Source organism: Acinetobacter nectaris CIP 110549, assembly GCF_000488215.1.
Lineage (GTDB): Bacteria > Pseudomonadota > Gammaproteobacteria > Pseudomonadales > Moraxellaceae > Acinetobacter > Acinetobacter nectaris.
The window spans coordinates 359196-376780 of record NZ_KI530712.1 but is presented as its reverse complement, the minus strand read 5'-3'; the positions used below and the strand labels follow the sequence as shown (position 1 = coordinate 376780).

At 34.5% G+C, this 17585-nt stretch carries 18 protein-coding genes; 14 read left to right on the top strand and 4 right to left on the bottom strand.

Features of this window, described 5'->3' with window-relative positions:
* The first annotated feature begins 435 nt into the window (after positions 1–435).
* The 5 genes from P256_RS01920 to P256_RS01900 all read left to right on the top strand — a co-directional run bounded on the left by P256_RS01920 (position 436) and on the right by P256_RS01900 (position 5389).
* Positions 436–744, top strand: coding sequence for an ArsR/SmtB family transcription factor (locus tag P256_RS01920; RefSeq protein WP_023271995.1), 309 nt, complete (start codon positions 436–438; stop codon positions 742–744).
* Between the two features lie 376 nt (positions 745–1120).
* The gene (gene sstT, locus P256_RS01915; protein ID WP_023271994.1) at positions 1121–2323 is read left to right on the top strand and encodes a serine/threonine transporter SstT; all 1203 of its coding nucleotides are present in this window, start codon (positions 1121–1123) and stop codon (positions 2321–2323) included.
* Positions 2324–2479: 156 nt separating this feature from the next.
* Positions 2480–3016, top strand: a complete 537-nt coding sequence (locus P256_RS01910) for a DUF2058 domain-containing protein (protein WP_023271993.1) — start codon at positions 2480–2482, stop codon at positions 3014–3016.
* 123 nt (positions 3017–3139) lie between these two features.
* Complete coding sequence (locus tag P256_RS01905; RefSeq protein WP_023271992.1) at positions 3140–4354, top strand: mechanosensitive ion channel family protein; 1215 nt, start codon at positions 3140–3142, stop codon at positions 4352–4354.
* A gap of 78 nt (positions 4355–4432) precedes the next feature.
* Complete coding sequence (locus P256_RS01900; RefSeq protein ID WP_023271991.1) at positions 4433–5389, top strand: sensor domain-containing diguanylate cyclase; 957 nt, start codon at positions 4433–4435, stop codon at positions 5387–5389.
* A 120-nt stretch (positions 5390–5509) separates the two neighbouring features.
* On the opposite strand, the gene P256_RS01895 is transcribed toward P256_RS01900, so the two are convergent.
* Complete coding sequence (locus P256_RS01895; RefSeq protein WP_023271990.1) at positions 5510–6682, bottom strand: lactonase family protein; 1173 nt, start codon at positions 6680–6682, stop codon at positions 5510–5512.
* Between the two features lie 242 nt (positions 6683–6924).
* On the opposite strand from P256_RS01895, the gene gcvH reads away from it, so the two are divergent.
* Positions 6925–7299, top strand: a complete 375-nt coding sequence (gcvH, locus tag P256_RS01890) for a glycine cleavage system protein GcvH (protein ID WP_023271989.1) — start codon at positions 6925–6927, stop codon at positions 7297–7299.
* A 41-nt stretch (positions 7300–7340) separates the two neighbouring features.
* Here gcvH and P256_RS01885 read toward each other — a convergent pair whose 3' ends face one another.
* The 3 genes from P256_RS01885 to P256_RS01875 form a co-directional block, all read right to left on the bottom strand.
* Positions 7341–8369 carry a 3-deoxy-7-phosphoheptulonate synthase gene (locus tag P256_RS01885; RefSeq protein ID WP_023271988.1) on the bottom strand — a complete coding sequence of 343 codons (1029 nt, stop codon included), beginning with the start codon at positions 8367–8369 and terminating at the stop codon, positions 7341–7343.
* A 401-nt stretch (positions 8370–8770) separates the two neighbouring features.
* Positions 8771–10642 carry a SurA N-terminal domain-containing protein gene (locus tag P256_RS01880; protein ID WP_023271987.1) on the bottom strand — a complete coding sequence of 624 codons (1872 nt, stop codon included), beginning with the start codon at positions 10640–10642 and terminating at the stop codon, positions 8771–8773.
* A 128-nt stretch (positions 10643–10770) separates the two neighbouring features.
* On the bottom strand, positions 10771–11043 hold the full coding sequence (locus P256_RS01875; RefSeq protein WP_023271986.1) for an HU family DNA-binding protein: 273 nt from the start codon (positions 11041–11043) through the stop codon (positions 10771–10773).
* 429 nt (positions 11044–11472) lie between these two features.
* Between P256_RS01875 and P256_RS01870 the strand changes: the two genes are divergently transcribed.
* From P256_RS01870 to fdx, 8 genes are all read left to right on the top strand, one after another.
* On the top strand, positions 11473–12117 hold the full coding sequence (locus tag P256_RS01870; protein ID WP_023271985.1) for a hypothetical protein: 645 nt from the start codon (positions 11473–11475) through the stop codon (positions 12115–12117).
* Positions 12118–12236: 119 nt separating this feature from the next.
* Positions 12237–12710 (top strand): Rrf2 family transcriptional regulator, encoded by a 474-nt coding sequence (locus tag P256_RS01865; RefSeq protein WP_023271984.1) that lies wholly within the window; start codon positions 12237–12239, stop codon positions 12708–12710.
* 1 nt (position 12711) lies between these two features.
* Positions 12712–13929 carry an IscS subfamily cysteine desulfurase gene (locus tag P256_RS01860; protein ID WP_023271983.1) on the top strand — a complete coding sequence of 406 codons (1218 nt, stop codon included), beginning with the start codon at positions 12712–12714 and terminating at the stop codon, positions 13927–13929.
* A 58-nt stretch (positions 13930–13987) separates the two neighbouring features.
* Entirely contained in the window at positions 13988–14374 is a 387-nt protein-coding gene (gene iscU, locus P256_RS01855) for a Fe-S cluster assembly scaffold IscU (protein ID WP_023271982.1), read from the top strand.
* Between the two features lie 18 nt (positions 14375–14392).
* A complete protein-coding gene (gene iscA / locus P256_RS01850; protein ID WP_023271981.1) occupies positions 14393–14713 on the top strand; it encodes an iron-sulfur cluster assembly protein IscA in 321 nt (106 codons plus the stop codon).
* 79 nt (positions 14714–14792) lie between these two features.
* A complete protein-coding gene (gene hscB, locus P256_RS01845; protein WP_023271980.1) occupies positions 14793–15305 on the top strand; it encodes a Fe-S protein assembly co-chaperone HscB in 513 nt (170 codons plus the stop codon).
* Between the two features lie 38 nt (positions 15306–15343).
* Positions 15344–17215: a Fe-S protein assembly chaperone HscA gene (hscA, locus tag P256_RS01840; RefSeq protein WP_023271979.1), complete on the top strand. Its 1872-nt coding sequence runs from the start codon at positions 15344–15346 to the stop codon at positions 17213–17215.
* A gap of 8 nt (positions 17216–17223) precedes the next feature.
* Positions 17224–17562 (top strand): ISC system 2Fe-2S type ferredoxin, encoded by a 339-nt coding sequence (fdx, locus tag P256_RS01835; RefSeq protein WP_023271978.1) that lies wholly within the window; start codon positions 17224–17226, stop codon positions 17560–17562.
* Positions 17563–17585: the final 23 nt, after the last annotated feature.

Below are 17585 nucleotides of genomic sequence, written 5' to 3'. Positions count from 1 at the left end.
ATAGTCAGATAGTCAGATAGTCAGATAGTCAGATAGTCAGATAGTCAGACCATTGTTAACTTTTGTAAATATAATTTTTATATATTGAGTATTTTATGCACTTATTTTGAATAAAAAACTATCTAAAATTAAAAATAAATATAAAATTCATATATTTATATAAATATGTGAAAAATGTAATATTTTTAAAATATTTATATAAATAAAGTCTAAATACTTTAAGAACTTTTAATCTAAGTTCAAATAAATCCAATAATATAAATATAAAAATCAAATAGATAAACAAAGAACAAATAAGATATCCATCAAAATAAATATATTATATATTATAAAAAATATAATTTTATGGCTTAAGCATATTAAATCCATTTTTTATACATACATCTTTTGTATATTGTTTTCCATAGATCAAACACAGTAATAAAAGGGTTCAAAATGGAAGCAGCACTAGACATGAGCATGAATGTCATTCGTGACCAATCAGATGATATCGTTGTAATGCTAAAATCACTTGCAAATAAAGACCGCTTAGTCATTTTAAGCCATCTACTTGTAGAAGAGCTAAATGTTTCAGAAATTGAAGAAAAAACAAAAATCTTACAACCAACACTATCACAACAATTAATGATTTTACGTAAAAACGGCGTTGTTTCAACAAGACGTGCTGGTAAACAAATTTATTACTCTATCAAAGACCAACGTTTTAATACTATTCTCAATCGTTTCTCACAATTTTACCAATAATCTATACATCGAGAGATACAAATACTAAAATAAAACAAAGTATCTCTCTTAGTTCTTAGCCTATCTCTTTTTAAATCTAATGCACTTTTAAACTGCTATAAAATATTTAGCAGCAGTTTTTATCTATATTCAGATAAATTATACAGACATTTCTATATTTTATAATAGGTACTAAAATAGTGCATAAATATTTTATTTACTACAATTACGCACAAAAACCGAACAAATCATTTTAATTTGATTGAAATATATCTATTTTCTAAGTAAAAGTATTCCCCCTAATACTGTTCTCCGTTTACCGTTAGATAGAAGTCTCCAATATCAGCATTAGCTTGTTGCTACTTTTGGTGCTGTGAAGACTTTAAAAGGCTCCTTTATGCTGTCAGCTCTTAAACGATTAAGCTTAGTGACTCGAATTATTATTGCAATTATTCTAGGTGTCATTGTTGCATTTCTATTTCCTGATATTGCACCTTATTTTAGCCTGCTTGGTGATGTCTTCATCAAAGCACTAAAATCTGTTGCACCTATTCTAGTTTTCGTTCTTGTTATCGCATCCATTACCAACTTTCAAGCAACACAAAGTGCTAAAAACTTTAAACCAATTATGGTGATGTATACCATTGGTATGTTACTTTCTGCATTTAGTGCGGTTGTTGCAGACAAGCTTTTTCCAACTTCTCTCATTCTGCACCTTCCAGCAGATCAAAGCATACAACCGCCTGGTAGTATCAGCATTATCCTAAAAAATTTAGTATTAAGCTTTGTATCGAACCCAGTTGTTGCATTAAGTGAAGCTAACTTCATTGGTATTCTTGCATGGGCAATTATTTTGGGACTTGCATTCCGTCATAGCTCTCATACGACAAAAACATTTATTCACGATACATCTGCGGCAATAAATAAAGTTATTAAACTCGTTATTTCATTTGCACCAATTGGTATTTTTGGATTAGTTACTGTTACTTTTGCATCGGCTGGTGTTGATACATTTAAGAGTTACTCACACTTGCTCGCTGTATTACTTGGTACAATGTTCTTTGTTGCTTTTGTAATTAATCCAATTATTGTGGGTATTGTAATCAAAGGCAATCCATATCCTCTAGTTTTAAAATGCCTAAAAGAAAGTGGTATTACAGCATTTTTTACGAGAAGCTCTGCCGCAAATATTCCTGTCAATTTAGACCTTGCTCGTCGTTGCGGTGTAGATGAATCAACAACAAATGTTGTTGTACCTCTTGGCTCTACAATTAATATGTGTGGTGCTGCCGTAACAATCACAACACTAACTTTAGCAACTGTAAATACATTGGGTATTCATGTTGATTTCTCTACAATGCTTATTTTATGTATTGTATCGAGTATTTCTGCATGTGGAGCATCTGGTGTTGCAGGTGGCTCATTGTTGCTTGTACCTGTTGCTTGTGGCCTATTCGGTATTTCATCTGAAATTGCTATGCAAGTTGTAGCAATTGGTATGGTTATTAGTGTTATCCAAGACTCGACTGAAACTGCACTAAACTCATCAACTGATGTTCTATTTGTTATTGCAGCTGACCAAGGCTATAAAGATAAATAATCCCTATATAAACTTACGGCGTAATTAGGTTACGCCGTATTTTTTAAAAGCAAATGTGTTAATACTCCCCTTTCTTTATTATTACTCATCCTTATTCAGTGCTATTATTACCCTTTGAAAACTTCAATGTTTAAATAAAAAATTTTCGGGTTAATTATGGTTAAGAATGCACTTCAAGCTCAGTTACTAAAAGCAGGTCTCGTAGACAATAAAAAAGCTAAAAAGCTAAGTAAACAAGCTCAGCATGAGCAAAGAACAGGTCAAAGCAACAAAGAAGAAATTAAAGCACAAATAGCTCAAAATCAGCAGTCAAAACAAGAGAAAGATTTAACATTAAATGCAAAAAAACAAGAAGAAATAGAAGCAAAAACGCTCAAATCTAATGTGCAACAAATGATACAACAGCATAAAGTGAAAGAAACTAATGGAGACATTAGTTATCAGTTTATTGATGAAAATAAAGTGAAGAAAATTTATATCCACCAACAAGCTTATAATGCACTTGTATCAGGTAGTCTTGTCGTTGCAAAAGATGCTTCAAGCTATGCCCTTTTACCAAAAGCACTTGCAGAACGTATAGAACAAAAATTAGAAGGCTTTATTCTTTGGAATAAATCTGATGAAAATACACAAACGACCGATGAAGAAGATCCATATGCAGCATATGTTATTCCTGATGATTTAATGTGGTAAGCAAAATATCTAAATCTAACAACATCACTTACAGAGAATATACTGTAAGTGATGTTCATTTTTAAAATAAGAACTAAAATATACTAATAATACTCAGCATTCATTTTAAGGCAGATATTTAAATTGAAGGATCTATCAAAATTTCTAGAAGAGCTCTTTGGCTGGACAGATAAATTTCCTTGGTTAGATATGCTTATTGGGCTAATCGCACTTATTCTTACTGCATATATTGCCAACTTTATTGCTAAAAAAGTCGTGGTTCAAGGTATTCGAAAAATTTTAATGAAATTACCTTCGGCGCGAAATTCTGCTTTGGCGCACCATCATGTCATTCATCGGTTTGCCAATATTGTACCTGCACTCATTATTATGAATGGGATTGATTCTGTACCTAACTTATCAGACAAAATTGTCCATTTAGTTCAAATGATTGCTCAAACTTCGCTATTTCTTAGTATTGCATTGACTATTAGTGAAATTCTAAACGTATTTAACACACTCTATCAAAAGAACCCAAAAGCCAAGAATAAGCCAATTAAAGGTTATTTACAGCTGATGAAGCTGATGATCTTTGTAGTCTGCGCACTTATGATTTTAGGTACATTTCTCAAAAAAGATGTATTTAATCTGTTGGCAGGTTTTGGTGCAATGGCCACTGTTCTTATGTTGGTTTTTCAAAATACAATATTATCATTGGTTGCCAGTGTACAAATCGCATCTTACGATATGATACGTATTGGGGACTGGATTGAAATGCCATCTCTTAATGCCGATGGAGATGTAATAGACATGTCACTACACACTGTGACCGTTCAAAACTTTGACAAAACAATTACAACCATCCCAACAAATAAACTTGTTACAGATACATTTAGGAACTGGCGTGGTGTCTCAAGTGCAGGTGTTCGCCGTATAAAAAGATCTATTTATATCGATCAAAGTAGTATTCAATTTATGTCTACAGATGATTTAAGCCGATTAAAGGATTTTTTACTGCTTAATAACTATTTAAATAAAAAAGAAACTGAAATCACAGCCTTTAATCATACACTCATGAACCAAGCTGAATATAATCAACGGCGTTTAACAAATTTAGGAACATTTAGAGCATATATAGACTTTTATTTAAAACAAAAAGATGGCATTGCAAAAGATGAGCTAATACTTGTCAGACAAATGCAACCCACAAGTGTTGGCTTACCACTAGAAATTTATGCTTTTACAAACACAACCGTTTGGGTCGAATATGAAGCAATCCAGTCTGATATCTTTGATCACCTGATTGCGATTTTACCTGAGTTCAACTTAAAGATTTATCAAGCTTCCAATATCAGTTAAATTTTTAACTATATATGATATGACCATTTTGTTACTATTACACTTTCAACCGGATAGCTCAAAAATTGTAGAAACCGAATGGAACCAATACTCACAGGCTGCAACAACTTTCAAGAAATTAGTAAAGCTGTCATAACATTTCTGCATAAGCATGTTGGTTTCCAATTATGGATGATTACACGAGTAAGCAACAATGATTGGATTGTTCTACATAGTGAAGATCATGGATACGGGATTATACCTGGTCAAGTTTTCCATTGGCCTGACTCCATATGCCATCAAATGATTTCAAAAGATGGCCCCCATATCGTACCCAACTGTGAAGATATTCCCATTTATCAGACAGCAAAGATCAATCAAATGGTTAATATAGGTGCCTATATTGGACAGCCTTTATGGGATCATCATGGGCAACTATTTGGTACTTTATGTGCAATTCACCCCGAGCCTACAGATCAGTCATTATATGAATTTCAAGATATTATTGAGTTACTTACAAAATTACTAAACCATGCACTCCAATCGGAATTAAGAGAAAGTGAACTAAATCGTCAATATGAACGACTTGAAGCTGAAATTCTGAAAGATCATCTTACTGGACTGTATAACCGCCGTGGTTGGGATTATCTTATGGCTGCAGAGGAACTTCGTTGCAACTTATATGGATTTTCAGCAACTGTTTTTGTTATAGACTTAAATAATTTAAAAGAAACAAATGATAAACATGGGCACCAAAAGGGAGATCATCTATTACAACTTACATCCAGTATTCTAATAGCCTCTGCTCGTAGCACTGATATTTTAGCTCGTTTAGGCGGAGATGAGTTTGGCATTATCTGTATCAATATAAGCCCAACAGATGCAAATGAACTTGAGAAAGCAATATTCCAAGCATTAGAAGCTCATAAAATTAGTGCCGCTATTGGATACGCAAGACGGAAATACAATGATAGCTTACAACATGCTCTTGCACTTGCTGATAAAAAAATGTATCTACATAAAAAGCAATGTAAAGAAGATAAAATATACCCATAGCATCATATTTCGATTGATGAATATGATGCTATGGTTTATGTGGCGATATTCTACTGAGTCTGTATATCAATTCAAAATAATAAATATTGAATTTTATATACATTTTATTTCTAAAGTAGATTAAGGAATAAATTTAATATCGGTAGGCTGCCCAATTTGTAAAGCTATACGCGTTGGTGTTAGTGCACCTGTTTCTTTATTTCTCTTAAACTCACTTACTGTGTGTGAATGTACATTAGATATAAGTAGGTACTCTCCAGTTTTATCCATTGAGAATGCTCTTGGCTCAACACCACCACTCATATAACGACCAACAAAGCTAAGTTTCCCTGTTGTTCCATCAACCTTGTATGTAACAATCTCATTTACATCTTTACGATTACCTACGTATAGAAATTTATAGTCTGGTGAAAAAATGAGTCCTGAAGCACTTTTATGAGATTCATGATCTTTAGCTGCTAAAATTTCTCTTTGAACTTGAACAAATTTATTGCCTGTCTTCTCAAAAACAACAACCTCAGCATTCATTTCTGATGTGACATAAGCAAATTTTCCATTTGCAGAAAATGCAACATGGCGTGGTCCACTACCATGAGTAAATTTTAAATCTAGTGCAGGATTAGCGCGTAATGGTTGTTTTTCATTAGGCTGATAATCATAAGCACGTACAATGTCTGCACCTAAATCGGCAGCATAAAGTGTTTTACCATCAGGTGTAAACGTTACTGAATGTGCATGTCCAGAGTCTTGACGACCTGAAACAACTTTACTTCCATCTAAAAACTTAATATTTTGAACAGCATTACCAAGCGAGCCATCATTTAATATAGGAAGTACAACAACACCCGATTTATTCGGCCCAACAGAATAATTAGCTACGAATAAGAATTTTCCATCTTGAGATAATGTAGAATGTGTTGGATGGTCTCCTTGACTACTCACATGATTAATTACTTTTAATGTTCCATCTTCACCAACAGATACGGCTGTTACTGTACCCTCTGTTTTTTCATTCGTGATGTACGCAAACTTATAGTTTTTAGAAAAAGTAATCCAAGAAGGATCTTGTAACTTTAATTCGCTTAATGGAAGTAATGTTCCATCACTGTTTAACTTTACTGTATATACACCTTGGCTTGCAAAATCAGATGACAGTTTTGCATTTTCAGGCATTCCTGACCAAGTACCAATTAAAAATTTTTGTTCTGGAACCATAGTTTTATTCTCTGCAAAAGATACATTGCTATACAACAATGGTATACATAAACTGACAGCAAGCGCAAATTTGTTCATTTTTTTCAATCCTAATAGAATCTTAATAATCCAATAGTATTATTTAATGTTTTTTTAAAAAATTAAATAATATATACTTTCAATTAGCATAGTTTCTTATTTTGAAATGAACAATACTTTTATATATAAAAAAGACGAATTATTGAGATATAAAATAAAAATTTGTTAAGAAATGATGAGTTAATGAAATTAAGGTTAAAATTATATAAGATAACTAAAGATACTTTTCTAGGAATACTGAAATGAAGCATCCCAATGACCTAAAATATGCACCAACACATGAGTGGGTAAAAATTGATGGCGACCTTGTAATTACAGGAATTTCTGATCATGCACAAGATGCTCTAGGAGACCTTGTTTATATTGAAATGCCAAATGTTGGATCACATTTATCGGCAAAGATACAAGCAGGCGTTGTAGAATCTGTAAAAACAGCATCTGATATTCATATGCCAATTTCAGGTACTATTGTTGAAATAAATACAACATTAGAAGATGACCCTGATTTTATTAATGATGACCCATATGGCAAAGGTTGGATTTATAAAATAAAACCTGACAATATTAATGATATTGATGAGCTACTATCTAGTGAAGCCTATCAAGCAGGGTTGTAAAAGATTTAAAAGTACAGGAATCATCCTGTACTTTTATATTTTTATTTTGCCAACATTGAAGCAATCAATACTGTCATTTTTTCGGTTTTATCCCAACCTAAGCATCCATCAGTTACAGACTGACCATATATCATATCCGATGTAATTTTCTGTGCACCGTCAACCAAATGACTTTCCACCATAACACCTCTTACATCAGTTAAATGGCGTTCATCAATAATCTGTTTTAATATAGCAGGTTGTTTAAGTGGATCTTTACCACTATTTCCATGGCTACAATCAACAATAAAGGTTGGAAGCTTCCCTTTAATACTTGATTGAATTTTACCAATTGACTCCGCATCATAGTTTGAGCCAGTATTAGAGCCTCTTAAAATAATGTGGGGGTATGGGTTTCCATGACTATGTTTCAATACTGGCTTTCCTGTTTGCCCAAGTGCAAAAAAGTCATGTTCTGCAGCAGCAGACTGTATTGCATCTAACGCAATTTTAGCAGACCCATCAGTACCATTTTTAAATCCTACGGCGAAAGGCAAACTACTTGCAATCTCACGATGAATTTGGGATTCAGATGTTCTTGCACCTATAGCCCCCCAAGTAATTAAATCATCAAAATAGCCCGTCACCATTGGGTTTAAAATTTCACTTGCTAAGGGAATACCCTCTTTAATTAGTTCAATATATAGTGCTCTAGATTTTTCAATACCCTGTGCTAAATCAGCACTACCATCTAATGATGGATCATACAAGAAACCTTTCCACCCTACTGTAGTTCTTGGTTTTTCAATATATGCCCGCATTACAATAAAAATTTGATCTTTAACTTGTTCTTGTAATTTTTTTAACTTCTGTGCATATTCGATGACAGCTTGAGGGTCATGAATTGAGCAAGGCCCCATAATAAGTAGTAATCGCTTATCATGTCCTGCCAAAATATTTTCTACGATCTTTCTGTGATTAAAAACTTGATGTTGCAGTTCTGACTCTAAAATGAGTGTCTTTTTTAATTTTTCAGGTGTTATAAGTTCTAGTTCTTGCTGATTAGAGTTTGGTAAAACTAAAGTATTCATTGCTTTTTCCTTTAGGGCATTTCGCCCAATTCTATCTTTTTAACAATCGTCTTTGATGTAAATTTTCCACGCCAAAACCAAACCAATATTGACCAAAGAAATATGTATTAAAGTAGTTCATCATCTTAATTTCCTAAAAATATTCGTAAAAAAAACCTGATTGGTGGTTGCCAATCAGGTTATAAATTCGATGGGCAACCTACTTATTTTGCCCACATGCGTATAGGGCAACTATCTAAAGTACCAAAAATACGCGTATGTAAAAGTAGGTTGCTGAAATAACATTGCTATTCTTTCTAAATTAAAAACGGCTTAGATTTAAAATAGCGTATTTTAAATGACATAGCAATCGTTTATATCCTATGAAAATAAAAAAATGCCTCATCTGAGGCATTTTTTTATTATTTAATTTTTGCGTTTGACTTTAAATAGTCAACATATGCAGCCATTTCTTGCTCACCACGTGCTTGTTGATACACTTGTTTCACTTGTTGTAGCTGTTCAGGTGTTAATTTCTTAGCAGCATCTTGATCAACATGAGATACTGCAACCACGAGCAACTCATTTGGCAATACTGTTGTTCCAACAGACCACATATCTGCTTTTGGCACAGGCAATGTAAATGCAACATCTGCAATTTCTTTCTTCAAGTTCTGACGTGTAAAAATACCTGCTTTTTCAAACTTCAGAGTGCTATTTTTAGCCAATACTTGTTTTGCAGGCTCTGATGCAAACTGTTGTAAAGCCGCTGATATTTTTGCTTTCGCTTCATCTGAAGCTTTTTGGTTAATTAATTTCGCTTTTACCTCATCTTTCACTTGAGCTAAAGCTTGAACACCTTCAGGGTAATAATTACGTACTTTCACCCAAATTGTTTCACCATTATTTAAAGCAATGCTTGTAGAGACATTTCTATCGCCATTTTTCACATCATCATTAAATATTTTTGCTTTAACAGCAGTATTACTTAAGTATGGATCTTTTGTCCATAAACTCACATGACGGGCTGTTTCAATATGCGCTTCTTTAACTTGCTGAGTCACAACATCTAATGCATCTGCACTAATAATCGTATCGTTTAGATTATTTACAGTATCTGTATATACATTATTCGCTTTAGTTTTTAACACATCAGTACGCAGTTTCTCTTTCATACTATCAAAAGATGCTATTGTAGGTGCATCAGACTGTACTTCAATAATATGATAACCAAAATGAGTTTTTATAGGCTGTGATACTTGACCATTTTTGGCAACCTTAACAGCATCATCAAACTCAGTAGAACCTAATGTACCTGGTTGATAGTCTGCAAGTAATCCACCCTGTGCTTTCGATGTAGGGTCTTCTGAATACTGTTTTGCTGCATCTGCAAAAGAAAGACCAGCTTTGATTTTTCCTTCAACTTCATTAATCAATTTAAGTGCATCGGCATCAGAACGATTGTCTTCTGTAACCAAAATATGACGCACATGTTTAGTCACATTTGCTTTTTGTGCATCAACATATTGTGTATATGCTTGTTGTAACTCTGCATCAGTCACTTGCTGCTGATTTGCAGTAAACATTGATGGTTTTAGAACGACATAATCAACATCTACAGAAGCACTACGTCTAAAGTTATTTAAATGTTGCTCATAATACTTTTCAATTTCTGCATCATTCACAGAAATAGCTTTCTTATAATCATCTAGCTTAATACTTGCAAGATACAGCTCTCGTTGTTCAGCTTGTAAGTTTGCAAAGTAGTTAATATCTGCATTACTTACAATTGCATAATTAGAGATCGTTCCAGACAACATTTTTAATGCATGGTCTTGGCGTAGATTTGCAATGAGCATATCTTTTGTAATACCTCTATTTTTAAGGTAATTACCAAACAACTCATTACTAAACTTTCCATTTACTTGAAAATCAGGAAGTTGAGATAACATTTGCACAAACTGTGCATCACTCATACTAATATCTAATTTTTTTGCTTGCTGTAAAAGAAGTGTTTTTGCAATTAATGTATTTAAAGCAGCTTCCTGAATTGCATGTGTATTCAATAGAGATTCATCTCCTTGAACATATTGCAAATACTGTTGGCGATATGCCTTCATTAACTCATCAAGATCTTTATTTGTAATATCTTGACCATTTACCTTTTTAGCCACATCACCTTTAGATGAACCACCAAAGTAACCTTCTATACCAACCAATGCAACGGGTGCAAGAAAAAGTACCAATAAGACCTTCCCTAACCAACCCCTAATGAGTTTACGAAACGAGTCCATAAATATTCCAATATTTTATTTTCGTGCAATTCTAACTGAAATCTATAAATGAATGAATGTATTCGCTTATATTTTTAACGTGATCAATAAAAAACGCGCCATAGGGCGCGCTTTTTCTTCTACTGCAATTATGCAACAGAGTCTTTTAAGCCTTTACCAGCTTTAAAGCTTGGTACTTTGCTTGCTTTAATTTGTAGTTCTTCACCAGTTTTAGGGTTACGACCTGTACGAGCTGCACGCTCTTTAACATTAAATGTACCAAAACCAACAAGAGTTACAGTATCACCGTCTTTTAGAGCTTCCGTGATTGACGCAATAGTGGCATCCAATGCTTTACCTGCATCAGTCTTAGATAATCCCCCTTTTGCTGCAATTGCATCAATTAATTCTGATTTATTCATGAAGATTACATCCTCTAATTTCGTTTGTTTAAGATCTAAGGGTTTATATATCTTACCGTAGTGCATTTATAGCAATGCTTTGGGGGGAAACGCAATACTGATTAATTGCTTTTATTGGATTTTCATTTCAAAAAACCTAAAAAGCACCAAAATATTGACGTCCAATCAATAAAAAGTATAATCTTCAGCCAACAAGCCGATTGAGTTCAATCTACCGAACTCATATATATCGTGCGTAAATAGTCAGCATCAATTGCCTAATCATTTTGAATTTCTTGCTATCCGCTCTATTTTCATTTATTTTGTCATTACATATTGCTTGTATTAAAATTAGAGTCATCAAGGCTCCTACTCTCCTTATTTAACTAAGGACATATAACAAATCACTTATACACTCTAAGTCACTCGCTTAATTAAAGGTATTTCAAGATGAGTACATCGCAACAACAAAGGAAAAGCTCACCTCATTTGTTGCTAAACTTAACAATGATCGCTTTAGAAACTTTTTATAGCTTCATATTTAAAAATGATGAACTCATTCAAAAACAAGCAAAAAGCTTTATAGAGCACAACCTCGTTCTCAAAGTAAATTGCTATATCCCTTATACTGATTTTTATGTACATTTCACCAATAAAGGCATACTTTTTAATACAGCCAAACCTGAGCAAGCTGCTAGCTTAGAAATTAGCAGTACTATTTTTGGTTACTTTCAAACACTCGTTTTAGGAAACCATAAAAGTATACGTGCTATTAAGATATATGGTGATGTAAAACATAAAGATCAAATGCGTGACCTACTCTTACAATTATCTCTTCCAAAAATTGCAAGCGACTGGAAAAACTGGTTACCTATTTCACGCTTTAAAACAGATATTACATCATCAAAAACACGTGTATCAGACCTATTAAACAAAATAGATCATCAACGTACAAAAATTGATAACCTGCAAGTTGCAATTAAGCAACAGAAGAATCAAATACACCAACTCAAAGCAAAACAGAAACGTTTAAACATAGTATTTATAAGCATTATTATAGGTTTATGTGTGCTTTTAATGTACAATTGGTTTTAGTAATTCATACAATTTAAATAAATCATTAGAATCCTACTAAGTTCATGCATTAAAAACTTGACTATTTTAGTCAGGATTCATAAAATTTAATCATCTTATCTAAACATGTGTATCGAGTCATGCGCTTAACAACTCGCGGTCGCTACGCAGTGACTGCACTTCTTGATCTCGCTTTACAGTCACCAAAAGAAACAATTACACTTGCAGAAATTGCAACACGTCAAACCATTTCTGTTGCATATCTTGAGCAACTATTTGCCAAACTAAAACGTAATGGTCTTGTTTCTAGTGTCCGTGGCGCAAATGGTGGCTACCACCTTGCAAAAAGTGCTGACGATATTACAGTTTTAGAAATTATAGAAGCCGTAAATGAAACCGTCGATGCAACACGTTGTGACCATAAAGGAAATTGCCAAAATGGTGCAATGTGTTTAACACATGATTTATGGCAAGGTCTCTCACACCATATTGCCGATTATTTAGCAAAAATCACACTTGCTGATCTCATTTCTCAAAAAAATGTACAAACAGTGGCGCTGCGCCAAAACTCAGTGAATCGCGATTCAGCCCTATTATCGGTTACAGGTATTTAACATGAAACGTCCAATTTATCTTGATTATGCAGCAACAACGCCAGTAGACCCGCAAGTTGCTGAACGCATGATGGAATGCTTAACTTTCGATGGTACTTTTGGTAACCCTGCATCTCGCTCTCATGCCTATGGATGGCAATCAGAAGAAAAAGCGGAATACGCTCGCGAGCAGGTCGCAAACCTTGTTAAAGCCGATCCACGTGAAATTGTTTGGACTTCTGGTGCAACTGAAGCAGATAACCTAGCGCTTAAAGGTATCGCTCAATTTTACAGCTCAAAAGGCAAGCACATTGTTACAAGTAAAATTGAACATAAAGCAATTTTAGATACATGCCGAGAGCTTGAAGCGGAAGGCTTTGAAATTACTTATATTGAACCACAACCACAAACAGGTCTTATTACTCCTGAAATGGTTGAAGAAGTATTACGTCCAGATACTATTCTTGTTTCATTAATGATGGTAAATAATGAAATTGGTACAGTGACAGACGTTGCTGCAATTGGTGAAATTACACGTAAGAATAAAATATTTTTCCATGTAGATGCCGCTCAAGCAGCTGGAAAAGTTGAAATTGATTTAAGCACCATGAATATTGACCTTATGAGCTTTTCAGGTCATAAAATTTATGGACCTAAAGGTATAGGTGCACTTTATGTACGCCGTAAACCACGCGTACGCTTAAAAGCACAAATGCATGGTGGTGGTCATGAAAGAGGTATGCGCTCAGGTACACTAGCAACACACCAAATCGTTGGTATGGGTGAAGCTTTTGAATTGGCTGGAAAGAACCTAGTTTCTGAACAAACTCGCCTACGTACCCTACGTGACAGACTATGGAATGGTCTACAAGACCTTGAACAAGTTTTTCTTAATGGTCATCCAGTTTACAATGTTGCAAACTACTTAAATGTAAGCTTCAACTTTGTTGAAGGTGAGTCATTAATGATGGCGCTTAAAGACATTGCCGTTTCTAGTGGCTCTGCATGTACTTCTGCAACCCTTGAGCCATCTTATGTACTTAGAGCACTTGGTTTATCTGATGAATTAGCACATAGCTCAATTCGCTTTAGTTTTGGTAAATATACAACTGAAGAAGATATCGACCACGTCATTACAGTAACAAAAGCTGCTGTAGAAAAACTTCGTGAACTTTCTCCTCTTTGGGATATGTACAAAGATGGAGTTGATCTTTCAACAGTTGAATGGGCTGAACACTAAGTTCTGCCCTCATAATTTAATATAGAACTCAGGCACGTCCCAGGTTTGGAGAAGTCTCATGGCATATAGCGAAAAAGTAATTGATCATTACGAAAATCCTCGTAACGTTGGCGTATTAGATAAGAATGCGAACAATGTCGGTACTGGTATGGTTGGTGCACCTGCATGTGGTGATGTAATGCGCCTACAAATTCAAGTTGATGACAATGGTATTATTGAAGAAGCACGCTTTAAAACTTATGGCTGTGGTTCTGCAATTGCATCAAGTTCTTTAGTTACAGAATGGCTAAAAGGCAAAACACTTGATCAAGCTCAAGCCATTAAAAATATTGATATTGCAACTGAACTTGCATTACCTCCTGTAAAAGTACACTGTTCAGTACTTGCAGAAGATGCGATTAAAGCTGCAATTGATGACTATCGTACAAAAAAATCAAGCGTTTAAACTATATCTGGAGTTTTCATGATCCATTTAACTGAAAGTGCGGCAACCCATATTCGCAATTTTTTAGAAAATCGTGGTAAGGGTGAAGGTATTCGCATTGGCGTGAAAACTTCAGGTTGCTCAGGTCTTGCCTATGTACTCGAATTTGTAGATGAAATTGAGTCACATGATCAAATATTTGAACAACATGGCGTCAAAGTATTTATAGACCCGAAAAGTTTAGTATACCTAGATGGTCTAGAAATGGATTATGCAAAAACTGGTCTGAATGAAGGCTTCGAATTTAGCAATCCAAATCAAAAGGGTGAATGTGGTTGCGGTGAGTCTTTCACTGTTTAACTACATCCCTTCACTATTTTAAAATCAATAAAACTGTGACATACCGTTTTATTGATTTTTTCATCGTAGAATCATTGCTATGAATTATTTTGAATTATTCAATCTGCCTGTAGAACTTTCAATTAATTTAGCTCAGCTAAAAGCAACTGCGCTACAATTACAGCAACAATATCATCCAGATCGCGCTGAAGATAAAGACAAAGCATTAATTCAATCTAGTGAAATTAATCATGCTTATAAAGTACTCTCTCAGGTAGATAGTCGTGCAGCTTATTTACTTTCTTTGAAGAAAGAAGATCATGACTTAGATCAATCTATACGTGATTTATTCTTTTTACAAGAAGCATTAGAGCTCAGAGAAGACTTAGAGAATGCAACTTCAGAAAAGCAAATTCTAGCTGTTAAAGATCAGGTTAATCAAGCGATTGAGAGTTTGACAACAGCATTTCAAGGTGACTACCACGACGAACAGTGGGATAGCGCTAGAGAAAATGTCAGAAAACTCCAATTTTTTCAGTGTGTCTTAAATGATACAAATAAAGCTGAAGAAAAATTATTTGATGATCAATTTGATCTTAACGATGATTTTTAAAATTTAATATCATAAAAATTTATTAAGGATTGTATTCAATGGCGCTCTTGCAAATTGCAGAACCCGGACAGTCAAGTGAACCACACCAGCATCGTGTTGCAATAGGTATTGATTTAGGAACAACACATTCTTTAGTTGCTGCCGTACGCTCAGGTGAAGCCAAAGTTTTGCAAGATGAACAAGATCGCGTATTGCTTCCATCTATTGTTCATTATGCTCAACAGCCAAACCAAATACAGTATGGTGATGATGCAAAATCTTTTCTGTTAACAGATCCTCAAAATACAATTGTATCTGTTAAAAGATTTATGGGACGCTCTAAAGCTGATATCAAGTTTCAACATCCCTATACTCTTCTTGGTTCAGATCATGAAATGCCAACATTTCAGACAACTGCTGGTGAAAAAACACCTGTAGAAATATCGGCAGATATTCTTAACCAACTCAGAATTAGAGCTGAAAAAACCTTGGAACACCCATTAAATGGTGCTGTTATTACCGTTCCTGCATATTTTGATGAAGCACAGCGCCAAGCAACACGAGATGCTGCAGAATTGGCAGGTCTCAAGGTTTTAAGATTACTAAATGAACCTACAGCAGCAGCAGTTGCATATGGTCTAGATAAAGACTCAAATCTAGCAATTGATCAAAACTATGTAATCTATGATTTAGGCGGTGGAACGTTTGATGTATCAGTTCTAAGATTTAGTCAGGGTGTATTTGAAGTCTTAGCGACTGGCGGTCACACGGCTTTAGGTGGAGATGATTTAGATCGACTCATTGTAAAATGGCTCAAAGAACAATTACAAATAGAAGAGCTTAACAACGAACAGTATGCCAATTTTATACTTTCTGCAAAAACTGCTAAAGAAAAGTTATCAGATGATCATACTATAAATATTTCTTTAGAAAAGAAAGAAATTACATTAGATAGAGCAACTTTTGAAAGTATTATCCAAACTGCCTTAGATAGAACAATACATGTCTGTAAGCGTGTATTAAGAGATGCAAAACTTACCATTGATGACATTCAAAATGTTGTTCTAGTTGGTGGCTCTACTCGTTCTTATGCCGTACAACAAGCAGTGGCAGAAGTATTTCAACAAGAACCTCTATGTACAATTAATCCAGATGAAGTCGTTGCAATTGGTGCTGCTATTACTGCCAACCAATTGGTTGGCAACAGCAAAGATGGCTCACTTCTATTAGATGTTACCCCTCTTTCACTTGGTCTAGAGACAATGGGAGGACTTGTCGAGCGCTTAGTTTCACGTAATACAGCAATTCCTGTTGCTCGTCGTCAAGAGTTTACAACATATAAAGATGGTCAAACCGCCATGCTTATTCATGTTGTGCAAGGTGAACGTGACCTTGTAGAACATTGCAGATCTTTAGGACGATTTGTTTTACATGATATTCCACCAATGACGGCTGGCCAAGCACGTATTGAAGTTACATTTCAAGTCGATGCTGATGGTCTACTCTCTGTTTCAGCAAAAGAAACGACATCGGGTGTTCAAGCTAAAATCGATATTAAGCCATCTTATGGACTATCTGATAAAGACATGGAACGCTTATTGGTTGAAGGCTTCCAGCATGCTGAAGAAGATAAAAATCTACGTCATTTGCAAGAAACAAAAGTTGAGGCAAAAAGAGAGCTAGAAGCACTCACTCAAGCTTTAACTGTAGACTCTGACTTACTTAACCAAAGTCAGAAAGAGAATCTAGATCACGCTCAACAGCATTTAGCTAAGACACTAGAAACTACAGATATAAAAGATATTGAACAAGCGATCGAAACGCTTAAACTACATAGCGATGAATTTGCTGCTCTGCGAATGAATCGTCATATCGACAAAGCCTTATCAGGCACAAAACTCGATGATTGGTCAAACTCAAGCTCTGAATAGGTAACCATATGCCACGTATTAAAGTTCTTCCTCATGCACAATTTTGTCCAGAAGGTGCAGAGTTTGAAGTTAAAAAAAGTAGTAACTTATGTGCAAGTTTATTACAAAATGGAATCAAAATTGAGCATGCATGTGATATGTCTTGTGCTTGCACTACATGCCATGTTGTTATTCGCCGTGGATTTGATAACTTAGATGAAATGAATGATGTCGAAGCTGATTTATTAGATCGTGCTTGGGGGTTAGAACCTGATTCAAGACTTTCTTGTCAAGTTGTTGTAGAAGATGAAGACTTAGAAGTTGAAATTCCTAAATATACAATTAACCACGCTTCGGAAAATCATTAAAAAATAATTTACCCCCATAGCAT